Source organism: Sphingomonas sorbitolis, from assembly GCF_036663875.1.
GTDB lineage: Bacteria > Pseudomonadota > Alphaproteobacteria > Sphingomonadales > Sphingomonadaceae > Sphingomonas.
This window is the reverse complement of the sequence record NZ_JAXOJS010000003.1, coordinates 287,211-308,850: the sequence shown is the minus strand read 5'-3', so window position 1 is coordinate 308,850 and position 21,640 is coordinate 287,211. Positions and strand designations below refer to the sequence as shown.

The 21,640-nt window shown below is 66.3% G+C and carries 22 protein-coding genes; 7 read left to right on the top strand and 15 right to left on the bottom strand.

Annotated features, from left to right (window positions below; translation table 11 throughout):
* Nucleotides 1-30: 30 nt before the first annotated feature.
* Nucleotides 31-837, top strand: a complete 807-nt coding sequence (locus U1763_RS10760) for a hypothetical protein (RefSeq protein ID WP_332755220.1) — start codon at nt 31-33, stop codon at nt 835-837.
* 303 nt (nt 838-1,140) lie between these two features.
* Here U1763_RS10760 and rplL read toward each other — a convergent pair whose 3' ends face one another.
* From rplL to U1763_RS10715, 9 genes are all read right to left on the bottom strand, one after another.
* A complete protein-coding gene (gene rplL, locus U1763_RS10755; RefSeq protein ID WP_056047577.1) occupies nt 1,141-1,515 on the bottom strand; it encodes a 50S ribosomal protein L7/L12 in 375 nt (124 codons plus the stop codon).
* Nucleotides 1,516-1,579: 64 nt separating this feature from the next.
* Nucleotides 1,580-2,095, bottom strand: a complete 516-nt coding sequence (gene rplJ, locus U1763_RS10750) for a 50S ribosomal protein L10 (protein ID WP_055879768.1) — start codon at nt 2,093-2,095, stop codon at nt 1,580-1,582.
* Between the two features lie 310 nt (nt 2,096-2,405).
* Nucleotides 2,406-3,170 (bottom strand): HesA/MoeB/ThiF family protein, encoded by a 765-nt coding sequence (locus U1763_RS10745; RefSeq protein ID WP_132897760.1) that lies wholly within the window; start codon nt 3,168-3,170, stop codon nt 2,406-2,408.
* A 5-nt stretch (nt 3,171-3,175) separates the two neighbouring features.
* The gene (locus U1763_RS10740; RefSeq protein ID WP_332755219.1) at nt 3,176-3,628 is read right to left on the bottom strand and encodes a hypothetical protein; all 453 of its coding nucleotides are present in this window, start codon (nt 3,626-3,628) and stop codon (nt 3,176-3,178) included.
* The gene (gene dut / locus U1763_RS10735; RefSeq protein ID WP_132897762.1) at nt 3,625-4,062 is read right to left on the bottom strand and encodes a dUTP diphosphatase; all 438 of its coding nucleotides are present in this window, start codon (nt 4,060-4,062) and stop codon (nt 3,625-3,627) included. The genes U1763_RS10740 and dut overlap by 4 nt, the downstream gene beginning before the upstream one ends.
* Nucleotides 4,059-5,246, bottom strand: a complete 1,188-nt coding sequence (gene coaBC, locus U1763_RS10730; protein ID WP_332755218.1) for a bifunctional phosphopantothenoylcysteine decarboxylase/phosphopantothenate--cysteine ligase CoaBC — start codon at nt 5,244-5,246, stop codon at nt 4,059-4,061. The genes dut and coaBC overlap by 4 nt, the downstream gene beginning before the upstream one ends.
* 10 nt (nt 5,247-5,256) lie before the next feature.
* Nucleotides 5,257-6,357 (bottom strand): hypothetical protein, encoded by a 1,101-nt coding sequence (locus U1763_RS10725; protein WP_332755217.1) that lies wholly within the window; start codon nt 6,355-6,357, stop codon nt 5,257-5,259.
* A gap of 22 nt (nt 6,358-6,379) precedes the next feature.
* The gene (gene ubiB / locus U1763_RS10720; RefSeq protein ID WP_332755216.1) at nt 6,380-7,915 is read right to left on the bottom strand and encodes a 2-polyprenylphenol 6-hydroxylase; all 1,536 of its coding nucleotides are present in this window, start codon (nt 7,913-7,915) and stop codon (nt 6,380-6,382) included.
* 7 nt (nt 7,916-7,922) lie between these two features.
* The gene (locus tag U1763_RS10715) at nt 7,923-8,687 is read right to left on the bottom strand and encodes a class I SAM-dependent methyltransferase (protein ID WP_056051226.1); all 765 of its coding nucleotides are present in this window, start codon (nt 8,685-8,687) and stop codon (nt 7,923-7,925) included.
* Nucleotides 8,688-8,743: 56 nt separating this feature from the next.
* Here U1763_RS10715 and mutM point away from each other — a divergent pair, with 56 nt between their 5' ends.
* The 3 genes from mutM to dnaA all read left to right on the top strand — a co-directional run bounded on the left by mutM (nt 8,744) and on the right by dnaA (nt 11,871).
* Complete coding sequence (mutM, locus tag U1763_RS10710) at nt 8,744-9,559, top strand: bifunctional DNA-formamidopyrimidine glycosylase/DNA-(apurinic or apyrimidinic site) lyase (RefSeq protein ID WP_332755215.1); 816 nt, start codon at nt 8,744-8,746, stop codon at nt 9,557-9,559.
* A gap of 107 nt (nt 9,560-9,666) precedes the next feature.
* On the top strand, nt 9,667-9,930 hold the full coding sequence (gene rpsT, locus U1763_RS10705; RefSeq protein ID WP_031394736.1) for a 30S ribosomal protein S20: 264 nt from the start codon (nt 9,667-9,669) through the stop codon (nt 9,928-9,930).
* A gap of 426 nt (nt 9,931-10,356) precedes the next feature.
* Nucleotides 10,357-11,871 carry a chromosomal replication initiator protein DnaA gene (dnaA, locus tag U1763_RS10700; protein ID WP_332755214.1) on the top strand — a complete coding sequence of 505 codons (1,515 nt, stop codon included), beginning with the start codon at nt 10,357-10,359 and terminating at the stop codon, nt 11,869-11,871.
* A 251-nt stretch (nt 11,872-12,122) separates the two neighbouring features.
* On the opposite strand, the gene trpS is transcribed toward dnaA, so the two are convergent.
* From trpS to secB, 3 genes are read right to left on the bottom strand one after another with little or no spacing between them, the layout of a single operon-like run.
* Nucleotides 12,123-13,130 carry a tryptophan--tRNA ligase gene (gene trpS, locus U1763_RS10695; RefSeq protein WP_332755213.1) on the bottom strand — a complete coding sequence of 336 codons (1,008 nt, stop codon included), beginning with the start codon at nt 13,128-13,130 and terminating at the stop codon, nt 12,123-12,125.
* A 9-nt stretch (nt 13,131-13,139) separates the two neighbouring features.
* Nucleotides 13,140-14,705, bottom strand: coding sequence for a murein biosynthesis integral membrane protein MurJ (gene murJ / locus U1763_RS10690; protein WP_332755212.1), 1,566 nt, complete (start codon nt 14,703-14,705; stop codon nt 13,140-13,142).
* A 25-nt stretch (nt 14,706-14,730) separates the two neighbouring features.
* Entirely contained in the window at nt 14,731-15,243 is a 513-nt protein-coding gene (gene secB / locus U1763_RS10685; RefSeq protein ID WP_332755211.1) for a protein-export chaperone SecB, read from the bottom strand.
* Between the two features lie 164 nt (nt 15,244-15,407).
* On the opposite strand from secB, the gene U1763_RS10680 reads away from it, so the two are divergent.
* From U1763_RS10680 to U1763_RS10670, 3 genes are read left to right on the top strand one after another with little or no spacing between them, the layout of a single operon-like run.
* Nucleotides 15,408-16,052 carry a Tim44/TimA family putative adaptor protein gene (locus tag U1763_RS10680; protein WP_332755210.1) on the top strand — a complete coding sequence of 215 codons (645 nt, stop codon included), beginning with the start codon at nt 15,408-15,410 and terminating at the stop codon, nt 16,050-16,052.
* Nucleotides 16,049-17,428, top strand: a complete 1,380-nt coding sequence (gene mltA, locus U1763_RS10675) for a murein transglycosylase A (protein WP_332755209.1) — start codon at nt 16,049-16,051, stop codon at nt 17,426-17,428. The genes U1763_RS10680 and mltA overlap by 4 nt, the downstream gene beginning before the upstream one ends.
* The gene (locus tag U1763_RS10670) at nt 17,403-18,047 is read left to right on the top strand and encodes a Smr/MutS family protein (protein WP_332755208.1); all 645 of its coding nucleotides are present in this window, start codon (nt 17,403-17,405) and stop codon (nt 18,045-18,047) included. The genes mltA and U1763_RS10670 overlap by 26 nt, the downstream gene beginning before the upstream one ends.
* Nucleotides 18,048-18,248: 201 nt before the next feature.
* Here the strand turns inward: U1763_RS10670 and dapE are convergent, their stop codons facing one another.
* The 3 genes from dapE to U1763_RS10655 form a co-directional block, all read right to left on the bottom strand.
* Nucleotides 18,249-19,364 (bottom strand): succinyl-diaminopimelate desuccinylase, encoded by a 1,116-nt coding sequence (gene dapE, locus U1763_RS10665; protein WP_332755207.1) that lies wholly within the window; start codon nt 19,362-19,364, stop codon nt 18,249-18,251.
* A 13-nt stretch (nt 19,365-19,377) separates the two neighbouring features.
* Entirely contained in the window at nt 19,378-20,049 is a 672-nt protein-coding gene (locus U1763_RS10660) for a glutathione S-transferase (protein ID WP_332755206.1), read from the bottom strand.
* Between the two features lie 67 nt (nt 20,050-20,116).
* Nucleotides 20,117-21,544: a S41 family peptidase gene (locus U1763_RS10655; protein ID WP_332755205.1), complete on the bottom strand. Its 1,428-nt coding sequence runs from the start codon at nt 21,542-21,544 to the stop codon at nt 20,117-20,119.
* Between the last annotated feature and the right edge of the window lie 96 nt (nt 21,545-21,640).

Sequence of the window (21,640 nt, the reverse complement as noted above, 5' to 3'; positions counted from 1 at the left end):
ACGGTCACTGCACCAGAGACGGGCAGGGCGATGCCGCTCTGGCTTTCGCTCGCAGTCGTCATCGTAGTCATCGGCGCGCTCTGGCTGCTCCGCCGCAAACCCCGCGGCCGTAGGCAGGGCCGCGTAGAGGTCGAAACCGTCGTCCAGCCGACACCGGAGCCGTTCGCGCCTGAGCCCGCCGCTGCGCCGGAACCCGCCGTCGGCCCCGCCTCATCGATCGAGCCTATAGCGGTCCCGGTCGCGCCCGCTACGTCCGTCGCAATCCCCGTGGCCGCGGCGGCCGCGCCGAAATTCCTCGAACCGCGGGCAAAAACGCCACCGCCGCCGCCTGCCGTTCCGCGGGCTCGCGTAACCTGCGACCTCCGTCCCTTGCGCGCCGGTCTCAACCTGCTGAGCGCGACGGTCGAGTGCGAACTCGTCGTCACCAACACCGGCACCGTGGCCGCCGAAGCGATCCGCACCGGCATCGCGCTGCTGACCGCGCATGCTCGTCAGGACACCGACCTCGCCCAGTTCAATGCCGCTCCGATCGGCCGCCCGGCCACGCCACCGTTCGCGCTGGCGCCTGGCGAGACCCGCACGATCCGCACCGTCGTTGCGATCGCGCGCGAGGCGATCCAGACCATGACCGCTGCCAACCGCCCGATGTTCGTCCCCGTCGTCGCCACCAATATCCTCTACACCACTGCCGGTGACGACGCGCAGACCGCCCGCGCGTGGGTCGTCGGCATCGAACGCGTCGACTTCGCCAAGCTCGCACCGTTCTGGCTGGATGCCCCCGCAAAGATGTTCACGACGGTCGCCGCCCGGCCGCATGCCGCGACGTTCGAGCGGTAGGCCGAAGGGAGGGCGGGGGGCGAGATGTCGCTAGCCCTCTTCCCGTTCGTGCTGAGTAGAGACCGAGTACCTTCGTAGAAGCGTATCGAGGGCTCGTATCGAAGCACAGACTCCGCGCGCAACCTCATCGCGTGAAAGTCGACCGACTATCACCAGACACGAAAAAGGGCGACCCATCGCTGGGGCCGCCCTTTTCTTAGCTGCAGCCAGCAGGGGCAAAGCCCCTGCTTCGTCGGTCGGCATGAATGCCGCCGGCCGGCCTTGCGGGAGTGCGGGCCAGTATGGCCTGCACTCCCGCAAGGCTTACTTGACCTCGACGGTCGCGCCAGCTGCTTCGAGCTGAGCCTTGATCTTGGCTGCCTCGTCCTTCGACACGCCTTCCTTGACGGCCTTGGGAGCCGACTCGACCAGCGTCTTGGCTTCGGTCAGGCCGAGCGCGGTGATCGCACGGACTTCCTTGATGACGTTGATCTTCTTGCCACCGTCGCCGGTCAGGATGACGTCGAATTCGGTCTGCTCTTCTGCTGCAGGAGCAGCGGCGCCGCCGCCTGCTGCCGGTGCTGCGACCGCTGCTGCGGCCGAAACGCCCCACTTCTCTTCGAGCAGCTTCGAAAGCTCAGCTGCTTCGAGAACGGTCAGTTCGCTCAGGCTCTCAACGAGCGCGTTCAGGTCTGCCATGATAAATCTCCATCTCGGGGCATCGGCCCCATCAGTTCAAAAAGGTAACGAAAGGCCTGCAAGATCAGGCGGCTTCCTTCTCCGCGTAGGCGGAAAGCACGCGCGCGAGCTGCGCTGCCGGAGCCTGCGTGATCGTTGCCAGCTTCGTGGCAGGTGCCACGATGAGGCCAACGATCTTGGCACGCAGTTCGTCCAGCGAGGGCAGCGTTGCGAGCGCCTTCACACCGTCGACGTCGAGGGTCGTCGCGCCCATCGCCCCACCCACGATTTCGAACTTGTCGTTCGTCTTCGCGAATTCCACGACCACCTTGGCGGCCGCGACGGGATCGATGGAGCTGGCCAGACCGACCGGACCCGTGAGCATGTCGCCCAGCGAGCTGTAGTCGGTGCCGTCCATTGCGATCTTGGCAAGCTTGTTCTTCGAGACCTTGTAGGTCGCGCCGGCGTCGCGCATCTTGTTCCGCAGCACAGTGGACTGTGCGACGGTCAGGCCGAGGTTGCGCGTGACAACGACGACGCCGACCTCGGAAAAGGTGCGGTTCAGCTCGGCTACGGCCGCGGTCTTTTGATCACGATCCATGCCATTCTCCACGTTTTACGAGTTCACCGCTTGCGCAGGGAACCCGGTTACTAACCGGAGGCGCAGACAAACCCGCGCTTCCGGGGTGTCTCGTCGATGGGGCATGGGAGAGGGCAGGCGCACGAGACGCTCCGCAAAATCTCATTCCCCGTCTAGGTGGGAGATTAAGCACCGGCAAACCCTGTGCACCCACTGTCTCGGACGGAGTTCAACGAGCAAGCCCGCCGAACGAGCCCGCGCCTTAGCGGAATTGGCGGCGGAGTCAATCGGCGATGGACGTCGCGGCCGGCCTAAGGGCCTATAGTCGCTTTCAGATCATCGGCGAGGGCGCGCACCGCAGGCAACCGGGGTCTTTCGGCAACCGGATCGTGCGGAACCGCAGCGCCAGCAGGTCAACGAGCAGCAGCTTGCCCGCCTGATCGTCGCCGAAGGGCGCGATGGAGCGGAGCACTTCGAGCGCGGCGAGGCTGCCGAGGATGCCGGTGACGGGGCCGAGCACGCCGTCCTCCGCACAACTCGTTTCCGCCCGTTCGGGATCTTCGCCGACGAAGCAGCGATAGCACGGCTTGTCGGCTTCCCACCCGCGATAGGTGGCGAGCTGGCCTTCGAACTGGCCGACCGCCGCGGAGACCAGCGGGATGTGCAGCGCGTGGGCGGCATCGGCGACGCAGAACCGGGTGGCGAAATTGTCGCAGCCGTCGAGCACGACGTCCGCCCCGGCCAGCAGGTCCGCGACGTTGGTGGGGTCGATCCGGATGCAATGCGCGGCGATCTCGACATGCGGATTGATCCGGCGCGCGGCGGCGGCGGCGGCCTCGACCTTGGCGAGGCCGGTGTCGGCGGTCGTGAAGATCGTCTGGCGCTGAAGGTTCGAGGGCTCGACGCTGTCGTCGTCGATCAGGATCATCTGGCCGACGCCCGCCGCGGCGAGATACTGAATCGCGGGCGAGCCGATCCCGCCCGCGCCGACGACTGCAACGCTGGCCGCCTTCAGTTTCGCCTGACCGGTACCGCCAAATTCCTTCAGGACGATGTGTCGGGCGTAGCGGACGAGCTCGTCGTCGGAGAGCATCATGCGGTTCAGCTGCCTGCCCAGGTGAAGGTCATGCTGGTGCGATACCAGGTGTCGGTCTGCGTATCGTCGAGGTCGATCGCGTCGCGCGGCGTACCGACGAGTACGCCGGCAGCATATTGCTCGACCGTCGGGCAATCGATCGCGCGCGGCGTCACGCGGCGAAACCGGCCCTGCGGCGTCGCGAGGACGGCGAGGTCGAGCGTGAGCGTCCAGCCCTGCGCGGTCCGCACCGCCTTCGCACAGCGTCCCGCCATCACCTCGCCGTGGACGTACATCGAGGTGTTCGCCTGGATCGTCGCGGACCGGCGGATCGGAAGAATGGGCAGCCCGCTCCAATCCTGCGGCGGCAGGGGAACGCTGGCGGTCGGCGTGGCGGCAGATGGTGCGGCCGGCGCGACCTGCGTCGCGACGCCTGACGGGGCGACGGCCTGAAGCAGCAGGAGAAACGCGGCGATCATCGCCCGGTCGATCCGAAGCCGCCTGCGCCGCGGGTGGTGTCGTCGAGCGTATCGACTTCGGCGAGCGTCGCGCGGAGGACGACCGCGGGGACCAGTTGCGCGATACGGTCGCCGCGTGCGATCTCGAATGGGGCTTGGCCGAGATTGGCGAGGATCACCTTCACTTCGCCGCGATAGTCGCTGTCGATCGTGCCGGGGGTGTTGAGGCAGGTGACGCCGTGCTTCAGCGCGAGGCCGGAGCGGGGGCGGACCTGCACCTCATGGCCTGCGGGAATGGCGATCGCGAAACCAGTCGCGACCGCGGCTCGGTCGCCGGGGGCGAGCGTCAACGCCTCGGCGGCAACGACGTCCATCCCGGCGGCACCCTCGGTCGCATAGGCGGGCAAAGGCAGGCCCTCGCCATGCGGCAGGCGCTTCAGTTCGATACGGATCATGATGCGGCTTCTAGCGCATCGGCGATGCGGTCCGCCAGTCGTGCGGCAACCGCGTCCTTGGGCATGCGCTCCCAGCTCTCGACGCCCGCGGCGGTGACGAGGTGCACGCTGTTGTCGGCGCCGCCCATCACGTCGCCCGAGACGTCGTTGGCGACGATCCAGTCTGCGGTCTTGCGGATACGCTTGGCGACGGCGTGCTCGATCACGCGCTCGGTCTCGGCGGCGAACCCGATCAGCAGGCGAGGGCGGTCCGGGCTGCGCGCCAAAGTCGCGAGAATATCGGGATTTTCCGCGAGCGTCAGCGTCGGCGTGGCATCGCCTTTCTTGATCTTCTGCGGGGAGGACTCGATGTGCCAGTCCGCCACGGCGGCCACCATGACCGCGGCGTCGGCGGGCAGCGCGTGGTCCACCGCGTGCGCCATCTCGCGCGCGGTCTCGACGTCGATCCGGTCGACGCCGTGTGGAGTCGGCAGCGTCACCGGGCCCGCGACCAGCGTCACGCGTGCGCCGAGCCGTGCCAGCGCTGCGGCGATCGCAAAGCCCTGTTTGCCCGACGAGCGGTTGGCGATGTAGCGCACCGGATCGATCGGCTCGTGAGTCGGTCCGGCGGTGACGAGTACGTGGCGGCCCGCAAGGCGCTTCGGCAGTGCAGGCGAGAGCAAGGCCTCGATCGCGGCGACGATCGCGGGCGGCTCGGGCAGGCGGCCGGGACCGTATTCGCCGCACGCCATCGCGCCTTCGTCGGGCATCATCACCGTGACGCCATCCGCGCGAAGCTGTGCCACGTTGCGGACGGTCGCGGCATGGCCCCACATGCGGACGTTCATTGCCGGCGCGACGAGCACCGGCTTGTCGGTGGCGAGCAGCAGCGTCGTCGCGAGATCGTTCGCGAGGCCGGCGGCCATGCGGGCCATCAGGTCGGCGGTAGCGGGCGCGACGACGATCAGGTCGGCCTGCCGGCTGAGCTGGATATGGCCCATCTCAGCCTCGTCCTTGAGGTCCCACAGCGTCGTGTAGACCTTGTCCTCGCTGAGCGCGGCGAGCGTCATCGGCGTGACGAAATGATGCGCCGCCTCGGTCATCACGCAGCGTACCGCGTGGCCATCGCGTTTGAGCAGGCGGATCAGCTCGGCGGCCTTGTAGGCGGCGATCCCGCCGCCGACGATCAGGAGAATACGCGTCATGGACCGCGTCTTAGCGTATTACGCGGCGGACCGTAATGCGTCGCCCGTCGCTCGCGGCTCGTACCAGATCGCGCAGTCCGTCGGCTGCAAAGACTATCCCCACGAGTGAGGCCGGCGCGATCAGCAAGGCCCAGTAAAATGTGTCGATCCGCCCGAACAGGCCGAGCATCAGGCCATAGCCGGCGAGCAGCGCGGCCATCCGCCCGGCGAGCGGATCGTGCCAGGCGGTCCAGCCGAACGCCGCGATACCGACTATCGGCGCGGCAACCACGAGCGGAAACAGGCTGAGCGCAGAGGCATCGACGATCGCGCGGACGACGAAGCCGACCCCGAGCATGCCGGCCCAGCCCGGTGACGACGGATCCAGCGGATGCACGACGAGCGACACGGCATGCGCGTGGAGCACCAGGACAATCGCGACGATGGCGAGCGATCCGATCCAGGCGGCGACCTCACGGCGGCTTCCTTCGACGAGTGCGAAGACCGCCATCAACACGAGATACGGCGCGGCGGTCTCGCGGATAAGCGCGGCGGCAAGGCCTAATGCGACCGCTTCGACCCAATAGCCTGGACGACGCAGCGCGAGCGACAGCGCGATCAGCAATCCTGCCCAGATCTCGTGGAACAGCACCAGGCCCGCCTGGAAGAACGCTAGCATTCCGCCGAGCAGCAGGATCATCGCGATGGCGAGCGCCGGCTGGCTCAACGCGGGGCGCAGGCGGCGACACCAGGCGATCAACGTCGCGGTCGCCAGTGCGTACAGCATGGCGACGACCGCGAAGGCGGGCAACGCTGCGGCCACGACCGCGAGGGTCGGTAGGCGCATCGTGACGAACGGCTTCATCGGATAGTTGCCCGCGCGCATCGCATCGGCCGCGACCGCATAATAGGGGCCGCCGTGCCGAACACCGTCGACGATCCCCGCGTAGAGCGCCATGTCCGTGCCGTGATCGGCACCGGTTGCGCGGGGCGCGGTCGGTACCGAAAGGGCAAGCCACGTCGCCATGATCGCGATGACGAACACCGCCAGCGTCGCGCGTGCACCCGACTGCGACATCGCCGCAAACCGCGACGGTCTCGTCAGCCACAAAGGCGCTACGGGACGGCGCATCATCCGGTCCGGCAGGCGGATATCACCGCAGCAAGAGCCAGGTCGCACCCACGCTGGTCAGCGCGGTTGCGAGCGCCACCGCCATGTAGCGCCAGCCGCCGCCGATCCGGATCACTTCGATCTCGCGCAGCGGCATCGTCGGCGGCGCGCCACCGGGCGCGGGGTAATGCGCCTCGATCCGGCGGACCAGCTCAGGCAGCCGTGTGAGCGTCTGGAAGTCCGCGATCAGCCGGTCGGCGATCATCGCCTCGGGGCCGAGTTCGCCGCGGATCCAGTCGCGGACAAACGGCTCGGCCGCTTCCCACAAATTGATGTCGGGGTTGAGGCTGGTCGCGACGCCCTCGACCATCACCATCGTCTTCTGGAGCAGCAGCAGGTGCGGCTGCGTGACCATGTCGAAATCGCGCGTGATCGAGAACAGGCTGTCGAGCATCATCCCGATCGACATGTCCTTGACCGGCAACCCGCGCATCGGCTCGCCGACCGCCCTCAGCGCGGTCGCGAACTCGGCGACGTCGTGATAGGCGGGGACATAGCCCGCCTCGAAATGGATCTCGGCGACGCGTTTGTAGTTGCCGGTGATCAGGCCGTAGAGGATTTCGGCTAGCCAGACGCGGGCGCGGCGGTCGATCCGGCCCATGATGCCAAAATCGATCGCGGCGATGCGGTTGCCGGGAAGCGCAAACAGGTTTCCCTGGTGCATGTCTGCGTGGAAGAACCCGTCGGCGATCGCCTGGCGCAGGAATGCGCGAACGAGCGTGTTGGCGAGGCCGGGAAGGTCGTAGCCGGCGGCGACCAGTGCGGGGCGGTCGGACAGCTTGATGCCGTCGATCCACTCGATCGTCATGACCTTGGCCGTCGAGCGCGCCCAGTCGATCGCGGGGATGACGAAATCGGGCTCGGCGGTCATTCCCTCCGCAAGTTCGGAGGCGGAGGCGGCTTCGCGGCGGAAGTTCAGTTCCCTGAGCGTCCAGCGCTTGAACGTCTCGATCGTCAGGCGCGGGCGCAGGCGCATCGCCTCGGGGCTGAGCGCCTCGAGTTGGGCTGCGGCCCAGCTATAGGTGTCGATCGCGCGCGCGAAATCGTCCTCGACGCCGGGGCGCAGGACTTTCACCGCGACCTGGCGACCATCGGTGGTGACCGCGCGGTGGACCTGCGCGATCGACGCGGCGCCGACTGGGATCGGTTCGATCCGCGAGAACAGCGTTTCCAACGGCTTGCCGAAGCTCGCCAGCATCGCCGCCTCGATCGTCTCGTAGGGGACGGGGGAGAGCTGGTCCTGGAGGCGCAACAGATCCTGCGCGGCGTCGTCGCCGACGAGATCCGGCCGCGTGGCGAGCGTCTGCCCGAGCTTGATCGCCGCTGGCCCGATCGCCTGGAACGCATCCGCATAGCGTGGCACCGCGGGCACTCGCGCGCCGAACCGCGCGATCCGTGCGAGACGGCGGACGGGCGCGGGCGTGTTCGGGTCGCGCTCGATGCCCCGCAACGCGCCGTGGCGTGCGAGAATGCGACCCCAATTCAGGAGGCGCCAGACGTGCGTGGTTGAAGCCGTCACAGTTGGATCAAATCTTCCAGCCGCTGTGGATCGCGACGAGCCCACCCAGAAGCGGCTCGACCTTGGTCTGCACGAAGCCGGCATCCGCGATCATGCCCTTGAATTTGGGCATGTCGGGGAAGCGGCGGATCGATTCGATCAGATAGCGATAGCTGTCCGCGTCCTGCGCCAGAAGTTGGCCGAGCTTCGGGACCATCTTGTGCGAATAGGCATCGTACACCTCGGCGAACCCGGGCCACACCGTCGTCGAGAATTCGAGGCAGTAAAAGCGCCCGCCACGCCGCAACACACGGTGCGCCTCGCGCAACGCCTTCGGGATATCCGTTACGTTACGGATGCCGAACGCAATCGTGTAGGCGTCGAAGAACTTGTCGGGGAAGGTCAGCGTTTCCGCGTTGGCTTCGGTCCAGACGAGGCCGTCGATCCCGCGCTTCTGCGCGCGCTGCATGCCGACTTCGAGCATCTGCGGGTTGATGTCGGCGACCGTGATCGATGCGCCCGACGGCTCCATGCGGAACGCGATGTCGCCCGTGCCGCCGGCCATGTCGAGGATCTGCTCGCCTTCGCGCGGTTTCACGCGGCGGACGAAGCGGTCCTTCCACAGGCGGTGCATGCCGCCCGACATCGCATCGTTCATCAGGTCGTATTTGCCTGCGACGTTCGAGAAGACGCCGCCGACGCGGGCGGTCTTCTCGGTGGCGGGGATGTCTTCGTAACCGAAGGAGACGGTATCGGGCGTGAGTGCGGGCGCGGGCGCGATCAAGTCGTTCATATCCTGCGCTCTAGCCGCGCCTTGTGGCGCGAGCAAACGCAACCTAGCTGCAAACCGTGCCAGAATTACCAGAAGTCGAAACCACCGTGCGCGGGCTGCAGCCCGTGCTGAAGGGCCAGCGCCTGACCTCGGTCGAGCCGCGTCGTGCCGATCTGCGCAAAGCGATCCCGGTCGACCTGCGCCAGCGGATGACGGGCGCGACCGTGACGCGCTTGGGGCGTCGGGCCAAATATGGCCTGATCGATACCGATCGCGGCGACACGCTCGTCTTTCACCTCGGCATGTCGGGGCGCTGGCGAGTCGATCCGAGCGAATTGCTGGCGCACGATCACCTGCTGATCGGGACGGCGGCGGGGCGGACGGTCGCGCTCAACGATCCGCGGCGATTCGGCTTTCTCGATCTGTGGGCCACCGATGACATCGCCAATTATCCGCCGTTCCTCAGCATGGGGCCGGAGCCGCTCGGGCTCGACCTGACCGCTGCGTATCTGCTGGAGGCGCTCGAAGGGCGGGGGGCGTCGATCAAGGCGATGCTGCTCGATCAGCGAATCGTCGCGGGTCTTGGCAACATTTATGTGTGCGAGGCGCTACACATGGCGAAGATCGCGCCGTCACGCGCGGCGGGGCGCATTTCGTTGTTTCGACTCGAGCGACTCGTCGAGGCGATTCGGACGGTGCTGACCGCCGCGATCCTGGCGGGCGGGTCTTCGCTCCGGGACTACGTCCGGCCGGACGGTGAACTCGGCTATTTCTCCAAGCAATGGCGCGTTTATGGGCGCGAAGGCGAGGCGTGCGAATGCGGCGCCATCGTCAAGCGGCGTACCGAAGGCGGGCGCTCAACCTTCTGGTGCGCAAAGTGCCAGCGCGGTTGAGCGTTTCGGTTGACGCACAGGAGCAAAGTGAGTAGGGCCGCGGCTTCGAGAGGGCGTAGGAGCAATCCGGCGCCCCTTTTTATTCATTCGAACATCCAGAGGGCTTCATGGCGAACACGCCGCAGGCGAAAAAGCGTATCCGTCGCAACGACCGTCGCGCGGAAGTGAACGGCAACCGCGTCGGCCGTATCCGTACCTTCATCAAGAAGGTCGAGGCCGCACTGGCTTCGGGCGACAAGGGCGCAGCGACCACCGCACTCGCGGCCGCACAGCCTGAGCTGCAGCGTGGCGTCGCCAAGGGCGTGCTGCACAAGAACACCGCGAGCCGCAAGTTCGCGCGTCTGACCAAGGCTGTGACCGGGCTCGCCTAAGCGAACCGTCATTGTTGAGTAGATCACCCGTCGGGCATCCCCGGCGGGTTTTTTGCGCCTGCGAACGAAACCTAGGTTATGTCCGCATAACCCGAGGATTTCCCACGATTCGAGTGGTGCGCGATTACGTCATGACAAGACCAAATTCGCAAAAAATACGTAAACACAGCCACTTATAAAAATATCGACGCATTTCCGCGGCTTGATCAAGTCAACCCGCTTTATTTCGAAAATGTGACGCGTCGGGGTCTTGCTCGGATCGTCGATCGCTTCATAACGGGGCTCACAGCGACGGTGGTTTCCACCGCTGCATCAAACACACAGGGCGAAGATGCCGGATGACCCTTGGGGTCGTCAGGGGGACCATTTTCTGTCGGGACTATATCACCCGCGCGAGCAATCTCGCGGGGTCGGAGAAGCGTGCGCGTGACGAAGTGGCAAGGATCAGTGACGCACGCGACCGAGGCCGAAAAGGCCTGGGCTCGCGTTCGTGCATCCTTGCGCGAGTCGGCGGGTGCACGGCTGTTCGAGCAATGGCTCAAGCCGATCGAGCTGATCCCTGGCGAGGACCGCGACACGATCCGGCTCGCGCTGCCGTCGGCGTTCATGACCAACTGGGTCCGCAATCACTACGCCGACCGACTCGTGCTCGAATTCAAGCAGATCCTGCCCAACGTTCGTACCGTGCAGATCGAGACCCGGGCGCCGGGTCGCGCACCCGTCGTGCTGGCGATCGAGCCGGTGGCCGATGCCATTCCGGCCAAACCCGTTGCCGGTCCGCTGCCGGTCGAGGCCAAACCGGCTCCCAAGCCGGTCGCGGAGCCTGCGCAGGTCTCGATGAAGTTCGGCGTCGATCCGTCGCTGAAGCCAGCACCGGCGCCTGTCGCGGCCGCTGCGCCGGTCGGGGTGCCCGCCGAGCGGCCGCCACTCGATCCGCGCTACACGTTTGCGCGATTCGTCGTCGATCCGTCGAACAAGGTGGCGTTCAACGCCGCCAAGGTGCTCGCCGAGCCGGGCCCGGTCCGGTTCAGCCCGTTGTTCCTCCATAGCGGCACGGGGCAGGGCAAGACCCACCTCATGCACGCGATCGGCCACGCGTTCCTCGAGCATAACCCGCACGCGATCGTGCTGTGCATGTCCGCCGAGCGGTTCATGTACGACTTCGTCGCGTCGATGCGCGCGCGCGATACGCATGCGTTCAAGCAGCGGCTGCGCGGTGCCGACTTGCTGCTGATCGACGACCTCCAGTTCATCGCCGGCAAGGACGCGACGCAGGAAGAATTCTTCCACACGGTCAACGAGATCATGGCGGCGGGCAAGCGGCTGGTGATCTCCGCCGATCGCTGCCCGCAGGCGCTCGAAGGCGTCGAGGCGCGGATCGTCAGTCGCATGTCGGTTGGGCTGGTTGCGGACATCAAGGCGCCCGACCTGACGCTGCGCCGGACGATCCTCGACCGGAAGCTGGTCGACCTGCCTGACATGCGCGTGCCGACCGACGTGCTCGATCTGCTCGCGGCGCGCATCCATGCGAACATCCGCGAGCTGGAAGGCGCGCTGAACCGCGTCGTAGCGTATGCGCAGCTGACCGGCGACACGATCGATCTCGACTTCGCGGTGGCGACGTTGGGTGAGGTGTTGCGCGGCGCGCAGAAGCGCGTGACGATCGACGAGATCCAGAAGCTGGTGTCGGCGCATTTCGAACTGAAGCCGCTCGACCTGATTTCGGCGCGGCGGGCTCGGGCTGTGGCACGGCCGCGGCAGATCGCGATGTATCTGGCGAAGCGTCTGACGACTCGGTCGCTGCCCGAGATCGGTCGGAAGTTCGGCGGGCGTGATCACTCGACGGTGATCCATGCTGTGCGGAAGATCGAGGAACTGCGCGACTCGGACCGGGATATCGACGCGGCGGTCCGCGTGCTGATGCGCGAGCTCGAAGGCTAGGCTAGCCCGTACTTCCTTGTTCTCCCGCGAAGGCGGGAGCCCAGACTGGGCCCCCGCCTTCGCGGGGGAGCACGCTAGTGCGCGCGATATCGCGGCATGTGGCCGCGTGACCCGGCACACCAAAAACTTCCCCGGCACACCAAAAAATCGCCGTCATCCTGACGAAAGTCAGGATCCAGAGTTACGGGCGCTGCGCTTTATCGCTCTGGATCCTGACTTTCGTCAGGATGACTGGACCGGGGGAGCGGTCCTTAGACATGCAACCCCATCGCGTCCTGCGCCTGCTTGAGCACCGGTGCCGCCAGCGCGCGCGCCTTTTCCCCGCCCGCCTGCAACACCGCCGTCACCGCGCTGCGGTCATCGAGCAGGCGCACCATCTCATCGCGGATCGGCCCGAGCTTCGCCACCGCGAGATCCGCCAGCGCAGGCTTGAACGCGCCGAAGCCTTTCCCGCCGAACTCGCCCAGCACGGTCGCGACATCGCTATCCGCCAGCGCCGCGTAGATCGTCAGCAGGTTGCGGGCCTCGGCGCGGTCGCCCAGTTCCTCGACCGTCGCGGGCAGCACGTCGGGATCGGTCTTTGCCTTACGGAACTTGTCGGCGATCGTGTCGTCGCTGTCGATCAGCTTGACCACCGACTGCTCGGACGGGTTCGACTTCGACATCTTCGCCGACGCATCGCGCAAGGACATGATCCGCGGCGCGGCCTTGCTGATCAGCGGGGCGGGGAGCGTGAACAGGTCCACCTTGTAATCACCGTTAAATTTGGTGGCGATGTCGCGCGCGAGTTCGAGATGCTGCTTCTGGTCCTCGCCGACCGGCACATGGGTCGCGTTGTAGAGCAGCACGTCGGCGGCCATCAGCACCGGGTAGTCGTACAGCCCGACGCTCGCGCCCTCGCGGTTCTTGCCCGCCTTGTCCTTGAACTGCGTCATCCGGTTCAGCCAGCCGACGCGCGCGACGGTGTTGAGCAGCCACGCCATCTCGCTATGTGCCGGCACGCGTGCCTGGTTGAACAGGATCGACTTCGCCGGATCGATCCCCGCGGCGATCATCGTCGCGGCGACCTCGATCGTGTGCGACGAGAGCTCGGCAGGCGCGATCCATTCGGTCGGCGCGTGGAGATCGGCGATGAAGAACATCGACTCGCCGCCCTGCGCCGCGACGTCGTCCTGCAGCGTCACCCACTGCTTCACCGCCCCCAGGTAATTGCCGAGATGGAGATTACCGGTAGGCTTGATGCCGGACACGACGCGCATGAAAAAACCTTACTTGGAACGACGCAGAAGCGTGGAGATGTCGCCCAGCCGGAACGCGCCGGTGAGCAATGTCGCGATCGCATAGACCACCCCGCCGGTGGTAACCAGCACCAGCATCGCCCCCCAGCGCTGGATGCTGGTGCCGGTCACGAACGGCTGGAACAGGTCGTTGAGGAAAAACATCACGACCCCCATGATCAGCGCGGCGACCAATAGCCGCCACGTCCGCCGACGAAGCCGTGCGTCAGGCGTGAAATGCCCCCGGCGGACGAGCGTGCGGTAGAGCATCGCGACGTTGACCGTGCTCGCGATCGCGGTGGCGAGCGGTGGGCCCATATGCCCGAGCGGCTTGATGAAGGCGAGGTTGAGGACGAGGTTCACGACCATCGACATCGTCGCATAGCGGACCGGCGTGCGCGTGTCGGAGCGCGCGTAATAGCCGGGCGTGAGGACCTTCACGAGGATGTAAGACGGCAGGCCGATCGAGAACGCGGCGAGCGCCTGCGCGGTCAGCACGCTGTCGTCGAGCGCGAACTTGCCGTGCTGGAACAGCGCGCCGACGATCGGCACGCCGCACACGATCAGTGCGACCGTGGCGGGCAGGGTGAGGAACAGCGCGAGCTCCATGCCGCGGTTCTGCGTCGTCATCGCCTCCGCATCCTCGCCGCGGCCGAGCTGTCGTGAGATCGTGGGAAGCAGGACGGTGCCGAGACCGATGCCGATCAGACCCAGGGGGAGCTGGTTCAGCCGATCGGCGAAATAGATGTACGAGACCGATCCCGCCGGCAGCAACGCGGCAGCAAGCGCGGTCGAGACGACAAGGTTGATCTGCACCGCGCCGGCCCCGGCGGCGGCGGGCCAGATCAGCGACATGAGCTTCTTCACGTCGGGATTGAGCTGCGGGCGCTTCAGCCGAAGCTTCACGCCCGACGCACGGCATGCCCAGATTAGCCACAGAAGCTGCAGCGCACCCGATATCGTGACGGCGATGCCCTGGTTGCGAGATGTCAGCAGCGGGTCATGCTCGTGGAACAGCAGCAGTGCGGCGATCAGCGTTGCGTTAAGCAGGATCGGCGCAGCCGCGTTGATCCAGAATTTATGGAGCGAATTGAGGATGCCGCCGAGCAGCGAGACGAGGCTGATCAGTGGCAGATAAGGCAGCATGATCCGCGAAAGATGGACGACATAGTCGAACCGCTCCGCACTCGCACCGTTAAATCCAAACGTTAGCAGCCACGTCAGTGGCCATGCCGCGAGCTCGAAGATCACGGTCATGACGATCAGCGTGGGCAGTAGAACCGACAGCGCGTCCTCAGCGAACGCGATCCCATCGGGCAATCCGCGGCCGTCTTTCGCGCCGACCTTCCGGTTGAACATCGGAATGAACGCCGCGGAAAACGCGCCCTCCGCGAACAGCGCGCGGAACATGTTGGGGAGGCGGAACGCGATCAGATACGCGTCCGATGCGAAGCCGGCACCGACGAACCGCGCGAACAGCGAGTCGCGCACCAGCCCCAGGACACGGCTGGCGAGCGTCAGCCCGCCGACCGATCCCAGCGCCTTGGTCAGGTTCATCTAATACCGCTCCGCCTCCGGTCGATCAGGCCTGGCCGAAATCGCCGACGTTCGGCTGGATGCCCTGCTGCTCCGACCGCGTCAGGTACAGCTGGCCGAAGTCGATGGGCTCGAGCAGCAGCGGCGGGAAACCACCGTCACGCACCGCATCCGACAACACGCGGCGCGCGAACGGGAACAGCAGGCGCGGAGCCTCGCCCAGCAGGAACGGCTGAACATGCTCGGCCGGGATGTTGCGCAGTCCGAAGAGCCCTGCGTACGAAAGGTCGACGATGAACGCGACCTGCCCGTCGGTCTCCGCGCGGACGTCGATCTTCAGCACGACCTCATGCACCTCGTCGCCGACCTGCGCCGCGCCGATGTTGAACTGCACATCGATCGCCGGCGGGGTCTGGTTCTGGTAGACCGCGGGAGCGTTCGGGTTCTCGAACGACAGATCCTTGACGTACTGCGAGATCAGCCCGGCGGCTGGGATCGTGTCCTCGCCATTCGCGATAGCCTGGTCCGGCATGGTGATGCCGTTGTCCTGATCGTCCATTCGTCATGTCCTTGAAATGCGCAAAGATGGGACCGAAGCGGAATGCTCGTGCGTTCCATTGGGTCGAGGCGGTGCGATTAGCAGTGCCCGAGGGGCGTTTCAACGGGCGCGGGTTTGAATAACCGCAGCTTTGGCCTATGTTAGCCCGAAGATCGGAGGCACGGTTGTTTTACGTAGTACTTCTCGCGATGGTTGCAGGCTTCTTGGCGATGCGACTGTACAGCGTGCTCGGTAAGCGGACGGGGCATGAACAGCCCTTGCCGCGCGCTGCCGAGGATCGGCCTGCGCTCGCCGCGGTTCCGCGAACGGTCGATGCGACGCCTGAGCCGCGTGAGATCGTCAGCCGCAACATCGAGCCGCGCGCCGAGGCAGGCCTGCGTTCGATCGTCGCCGCCGAACCTGGGTTCGACGTCAACCAGTTCCTCGAAGGCGCACAGGCGGCGTACCGCATGGTGCTCGAGGCGTTCTGGAAGGGCGACGAGGAAGAACTGGGCTATCTGGCCGAAGACGATGTCCGGACGGCCTTTGCCGAGGCGATCGCCGCACGGATCGCGGCGGGCGAAGTGCTCGACAACCGTCTTGTCTCGATCGAACGCGCAGTGATTGCCGATGCGAGCGTGTCGGGTCGCGACGCGCGGATCACGGTGCGGTTCGACGCGGATATTGCTGCCGTTACGCGTGATGGCGAGGGCAATGTCCTGGCCGGCTCGCTGACCGACGCGGTCGAGACGCACGACGTCTGGACCTTCGCACGGACGCTGAAGAGCAGCGATCCGAACTGGAAGCTTGCCGACACCGACGAGGCGTGACCGTGCGTTTCAGGGGGGCGGGGCTTAGCGCACTGGGTCTAGCTCTGGCGCTTAGCGCGTGCGTCGGCGGCATCGAGCCACCGCGTGCAGGCCCCGCGCCGGTCGATCGCGGCGGCAGTTCCGACAGAGAGCCTTCGCGCGAGCCGGTCCGCGTCCACCCGTCGCGTGATACCGGAGCCTCGCCTAACATCCGTGGCATTCAGATGCCCGCGCGGATCGTCGGCGCGGTGCCGCTGTTACCGGCTCCCGTCCTTGCACCCGCGGCCCCCGTCAACGCGGCGTCCGCCGGCGTCACCGCTGGTCCGGCGATAGCGAGCCTGCCGATCGACGATACGCAGGCGCAGTCCGCGCTCGCGGCTTTCATCACGAGTTGCCCGTCGCTGATGCGCCGCAACGATGCGTCGGGACTGACGCGCGGTGCCGATTGGCAGCCGGCCTGTGCGGCGGCGGCGTCCGTCCCCCGCGGTGGCGCGCGGAATTTCTTCACGCAGTTGTTCGAGGCGGTCCAGGTCGGCGACGGCAAGGCGTTCGCGACGGGCTATTACGAGCCCGAGATTGCAGGATCGCTCGAGCGTCGCGATGGGTATGCGCCGATCTACGGGCGGCCGAACGATCTGGTCGATGTCGATCTCGGCGCGTTCTCGACAAGCTTGAAGGGCAAGAAGATTCGCGGTCGTGTCGATCGCAGCAATCTGGTGCCCTATTACGACCGCACCGCGATCGAGCAGGGCGCTATCTCCGGGCGTGCACCGATCCTCGCCTGGGCGCGCGATCCGGTGGAGTTGTTCTTCCTCCAGATCCAGGGGTCGGGGCGGCTTCGGCTGACCGATGGCGAGATCCTGCGGATCGGCTACGCGACGCAGAATGGCCGCGATTACACCGGCATCGGTGCGCTGATGAAGTCGCGCGGGCTTCTGCAACCGGGACAGACCTCGATGCAGGGGATCGTCGCTTGGTTGCACGCGCATCCGGCCGAGGGGCAGGCGATCATGCGCGAGAACAAGAGCTTCGTGTTCTTCCGCGAGTTGGAGGGCGCGCCTTTGGGGGCGCTTGGATTGCCGGTCACCGGTCAGGTGAGCGCGGCGGCGGACGTCAAGTTCGTGCCGCTGGGCGCACCGGTGTTCCTGTCGCTCGATCGGCAGGATGCGAGTGGTTTGTGGGTCGCACAGGACACCGGCGGCGCGATCAAGGGGAGCAATCGCTTCGACACGTTCTGGGGCGCTGGCCCAGCGGCGGAGTCGACCGCGGGTGGGATGGCGGGGCGTGGCACCGCGTATCTGTTGCTGCCGATCGGTACCGTACAACGTCTCAACAGCCAGCGGTTCAACGGTCTAGCGAATGGGGCGCAAGATGGCGGGTCGACCCCTCAACCCTGACCCCCTCACCCCCGAGGAGGCGCAGCTCTGGGCGCGCGTGATGGCGAGCGTCCGGCCGATGCGCACGGTCGCAATCCGCATTCCAGAGCGCGCCCCGCCGCTACCGCCTCCGCCGAAACCGGTGATCGGACCCAATGGCAAGGTTGTGCCGCCGCCCCCCGCGCCGATGGGGCGGGTAAAGCCGCTCGTCCCCACTGTCGTCACGCCGTTCGCTAGCCGACCGGGTGCGAAGCCGGTGGCGGCACCGCGGCCGGTTGCGAAGCCGATCACCGCGAACACGCTCGATGGCGGCTGGGACAAGAGGCTGACGCGCGGCGTGGTCAGTCCCGACAGTTCGATCGACTTGCACGGGCATACGCTGGCGTCGGCGCATGCGATGCTCGACGTCGGGCTGGGCAGGGCCATCGCGCGGGGCGACCGCGTGCTGCTGCTGGTGACCGGTAAGCCACCACGCCCCGAAAGCGAACGCCCGCATGCGCGCGGTGCGATCCGGTCGGCGGTGGCGGACTGGCTGGCGGGGTCGCGTCACGCGGACTCGATCGCCGCGGTCCGCGGGGCGCATCCGCGACATGGCGGGCAGGGGGCGTTGTATATCGTTCTGCGTCGCGGGCGGGAGTAGGCGTTCTTTCTCGCTACTCGGAACGGGGGGTAGAGAGCGTAAGGGAGCTCTGACCTACATACTCCCGTCGTCCCAGCGAACGCTGGGATATTTCACGATACGCGCGTCGTATGCCAAACGGGGATACCCCAGCTTTCGCTGGGGTGACGGGTTCTTGGGGGGGGCGTTGGCAAGGTAGCGATACGGCTCCTGTTCGCCGATTTACCGCAGCGCCCGCGTGATCACACCTGCGTAGATATCCGTCAGCGTCCGCAGATCCTCGACCGCGACCGCTTCGTCAACCTTGTGCATCGTCGCGTTGACCAAGCCGAACTCGACCACCGGGCACAGCTTCGACAAGAACCGCGCATCGGAGGTGCCACCGGTTGTCGACAGCTCTGGTGTGATCCCGGTCGCATCCGCAATCGCATCCGACAGCAGCGTCGAGAAGGCACCCGGCTCGGTCAGGAACGCCTCGCCGGATACCTTGCCCGTCACGATCGTACCCGGCGCATGACGCTCGGCGATCGCGCGGATGCGGTCGATCAGATCCGCGCCACGGTGGCGGTCGTTGAACCGGATGTTCAGCCGCGCCATCGCCTTGGCCGGGATGACGTTGTGCGCTGGGTTGCCGACGGTGATGTCGGTGACTTCGATGTTCGATGGCTGGAACCAGTCGGTACCCTGGTCGAGCAGCACGGCGTCAATCTCCGCGAGGATCGCGATCAGCCGCGGGATCGGGTTGTCGGCGAGATGCGGATAGGCGACGTGGCCTTGGCGCCCCGGGACGTCGATCCAGATGTTCACCGAACCGCGCCGCCCGATCTTCACCATGTCGCCGAGCTGGGCGGTCGAGGTGGGTTCGCCGACCAGGCACAAATCCGGGACGATCCCCCGCGCCGCCATCCGCTCCATCAGCGCGACGGTGCCGTAGGTCGCTGGCCCTTCTTCGTCACCCGTGATGATCAGCGACAGCGTTCCCGCATCGCTGCGGCTGGCGGCGGCGGCGAAGGCGGCGACCGCGCCCTTCATGTCGACCGCGCCGCGCCCGTACAGCAGTCCGCCGCGGACCTCGCCGGACCAGGGCGATCCGGTCCAGCCCTCACCGGGTGGAACGACGTCGACATGCCCGGCAAACGCCAGATGACGCGGGCCCGCGCCGCGCGTGGCGAGCAAATTTTCTACCGGGCCGTCAGGCGCTTCACCGACGACGAACCGGTCGACCGCGAAGCCGATCGGCACGAGCGCCGCCTCCAGCACGTCGAACACGGTTCCCCGCGCGGGCGTTACGCTGTCCGCGCGCAACAGCGCCTGGGTCAGTTGGACGGGGTCGATCATCTTGTTGTCCCGATCAAGCGGGGGTCGCAACCGGCTGTTCGAATTGTTCGAGGACCCATTCCTCTTCCTGCGCGGCGGCGATCCAGTCCTGCATGAAGGGATGTTCGAACATCGCCTGCATATAGCCTGCCGCAAAACGGGCGATCGGCAGCTGATAGGTGACGATCCGCGTGACGAGCGGCGCGAACATGATGTCCGCCGCGCCGAACTGGCCGAACAGGAAATCGCCCCCGCCACCGAAGCGCGCGCGCGCCTGGGCCCATAATTCCATGATCCGCTGCAATTCGATCAGGACGTCATCGTCGGGTTGCTGCGCGGGGAACACCTGGCGCACGTTCATGCTGTGCTTGCGACGCAGCGCGGCAAAGCTCGAATGCATCTCGGCGGCCATCGACCGTGCCATCGCGCGTGCGGCATTGTCCTCTGGCCAGAAGCGGTCGCGCCCGACCTTGTCGGCGAGATAGTCGACGATCGCCAGGCTGTCCCACACCACCGCGTCGCCGTCCCACAGGATCGGCACCTTGCCCGACGACGGCGCGAACTCGTCGCCCGAGCGGCGCTTTTCCCAGTCGGCGTCGTACATCGGCACGACCACCTCCTCGAAGGGAAGACCGGATTGCTTGCAGGCGAGCCAGCCGCGAAGCGACCAGGAGGAATAGGCCTTGTTGCCGATGATCAGTTTCATGCGCGCGGTGCTAGGCGAGGGGGCGGCGAGAGGCAACTCGCTCGCCGTCCCCTCTTGGCTCCAGCGGTCAGAACAGGCCCGGAACCTCACGCTGCGCGGTGCCGGGCCGATTCGGCATCAGCAGGTCGCGCCGTGGCTCCGACGTGCGCAACGACCGTGCGCTCGCGTCGCCGGTGATCGGCGTACAGCTGCGCCCGGCCAGGAAGTTCAACGCCTGACGCGTCGACGATTCGAGCGGATCGCCGAGCTGATAGCCGATATCGTCCGAGGCCTGGCAGGACGCCTCGACCTTGGTGGCGAGCCCATCATAGTAATCACCGGTGCGCGCGGCATTCTGCGTCGCCAGTGCCACCACGCGCAGGCGATCGTCGCAGGCTTCCTTGTCGAGCGCGATCTGTCCGACCGGCTTGCCATAGGTGTTGGTGCCGATCAGCCCCGCGTTGGTGTGCAGATAAGGCGTGAACGCGTTGATCACGAGCTCGCTCGCCGACGCCGTTCCGCCGGTGCCGATGAACGCGATCCGCGTCGGCGCGATCGATTCGGGCTGCGGTGCGAAGAACCGCGTCGTGTTGTTCGAGGCCTTTTCGGTACGGAACGTGACGTAATCGAAGACCTCCGATGTCGAACGCGCACCGCCGAGCAGATCCCCCAGATACTCCGCCGTCTCGATCAGGCCGCCGCCATTGTAGCGCAGATCGATGATGACCTTGGTCACGCCCTTCGCACGGAAATCGGCAAACGCCGTCTTCAGCGCGGGCTCCGCGGTTTTGATGAACGTGCGAAGATTGATGTAGCCGACGCTCTGCCCACCATCCTGGATGACTTTCGCACCATAGCGAGTCGACACCGGCAACAGTGAGAAGTCCGCCTTGGCGACGGTGACGGTACGCGTACCCGCGGCGTCGTTGATCTGGAGGACCCGCGAGGTTCCAACGGTATCGGGGCCAAGCGCGGCGGTCAGTCCGGCGGTACCCTCCGCGGCGACGATCGCACTGACGGTGCGCAGATTGGCAGCCGTCGTCCCGATCGCCAAAATCTCCGTCCCGCGATCGATCCCGGCGGCAAGAGCGGGCGCGCCCTCGAACGACTCCGCCGAGAACAGGCGTTGGCCGGTTTGATCCAGTGCGAGTCGGAATCCAAACCCGGCGCTGGACCCAGAGTTATAATAGGCGGTCTCTTCCTTGATCGACGTCAGATAGGTGAAATACCGATCCTTGCGCTGCGCTCGCGCGGTGGCGGTCAGCGCGTCGATATAGTCGTCGACCGTCGTGTACGCCGCCGGGCTGAGGCTGGCGGGCAGCGTATCGGGGAACAGATACCATTCGCGAAGCTGTGCCGCGGCCCAGTCCTGGCGTTCGCGGAGCGAACAGCCCGCGGTACTTGTAGGCGTTGGCGAAGGCGTGCTGCCGCCCGTCGAGATCGAACCGTTATCGCTGCCGCCACAGCCCGACAGCATCGCCGTCATCGCCAACAGCCCCACCAATGTCCTACGCATACCCACGATCCCCTTTGACGAGAGGCTACGAAGTTTGACGGACCGTGTCAGGCGGAAATATCAGATTGATCGAAAGTCGGTTCTTTCTCGGTGCGC

Coding starts and splice junctions, on each gene's coding strand:
- U1763_RS10760 (WP_332755220.1), top strand. CDS start 31: ATGCCGCTCTGGCTTTCGCTCGCAGTCGTCATCGTAGTCATCGGCGCG.
- rplL (WP_056047577.1), bottom strand. CDS start 1,515: ATGGCAGACCTGAACGCGCTCGTTGAGAGCCTGAGCGAACTGACCGTT.
- rplJ (WP_055879768.1), bottom strand. CDS start 2,095: ATGGATCGTGATCAAAAGACCGCGGCCGTAGCCGAGCTGAACCGCACC.
- U1763_RS10745 (WP_132897760.1), bottom strand. CDS start 3,170: ATGATGCTCTCCGACGACGAGCTCGTCCGCTACGCCCGACACATCGTC.
- U1763_RS10740 (WP_332755219.1), bottom strand. CDS start 3,628: ATGATCGCCGCGTTTCTCCTGCTGCTTCAGGCCGTCGCCCCGTCAGGC.
- dut (WP_132897762.1), bottom strand. CDS start 4,062: ATGATCCGTATCGAACTGAAGCGCCTGCCGCATGGCGAGGGCCTGCCT.
- coaBC (WP_332755218.1), bottom strand. CDS start 5,246: ATGACGCGTATTCTCCTGATCGTCGGCGGCGGGATCGCCGCCTACAAG.
- U1763_RS10725 (WP_332755217.1), bottom strand. CDS start 6,357: ATGCGCCGTCCCGTAGCGCCTTTGTGGCTGACGAGACCGTCGCGGTTT.
- U1763_RS10715 (WP_056051226.1), bottom strand. CDS start 8,687: ATGAACGACTTGATCGCGCCCGCGCCCGCACTCACGCCCGATACCGTC.
- rpsT (WP_031394736.1), top strand. CDS start 9,667: ATGGCGAACACGCCGCAGGCGAAAAAGCGTATCCGTCGCAACGACCGT.
- trpS (WP_332755213.1), bottom strand. CDS start 13,130: ATGCGCGTCGTGTCCGGCATCAAGCCTACCGGTAATCTCCATCTCGGC.
- murJ (WP_332755212.1), bottom strand. CDS start 14,705: ATGAACCTGACCAAGGCGCTGGGATCGGTCGGCGGGCTGACGCTCGCC.
- secB (WP_332755211.1), bottom strand. CDS start 15,243: ATGGACGATCAGGACAACGGCATCACCATGCCGGACCAGGCTATCGCG.
- U1763_RS10670 (WP_332755208.1), top strand. CDS start 17,403: ATGGCGGGTCGACCCCTCAACCCTGACCCCCTCACCCCCGAGGAGGCG.
- dapE (WP_332755207.1), bottom strand. CDS start 19,364: ATGATCGACCCCGTCCAACTGACCCAGGCGCTGTTGCGCGCGGACAGC.
- U1763_RS10660 (WP_332755206.1), bottom strand. CDS start 20,049: ATGAAACTGATCATCGGCAACAAGGCCTATTCCTCCTGGTCGCTTCGC.
- U1763_RS10655 (WP_332755205.1), bottom strand. CDS start 21,544: ATGCGTAGGACATTGGTGGGGCTGTTGGCGATGACGGCGATGCTGTCG.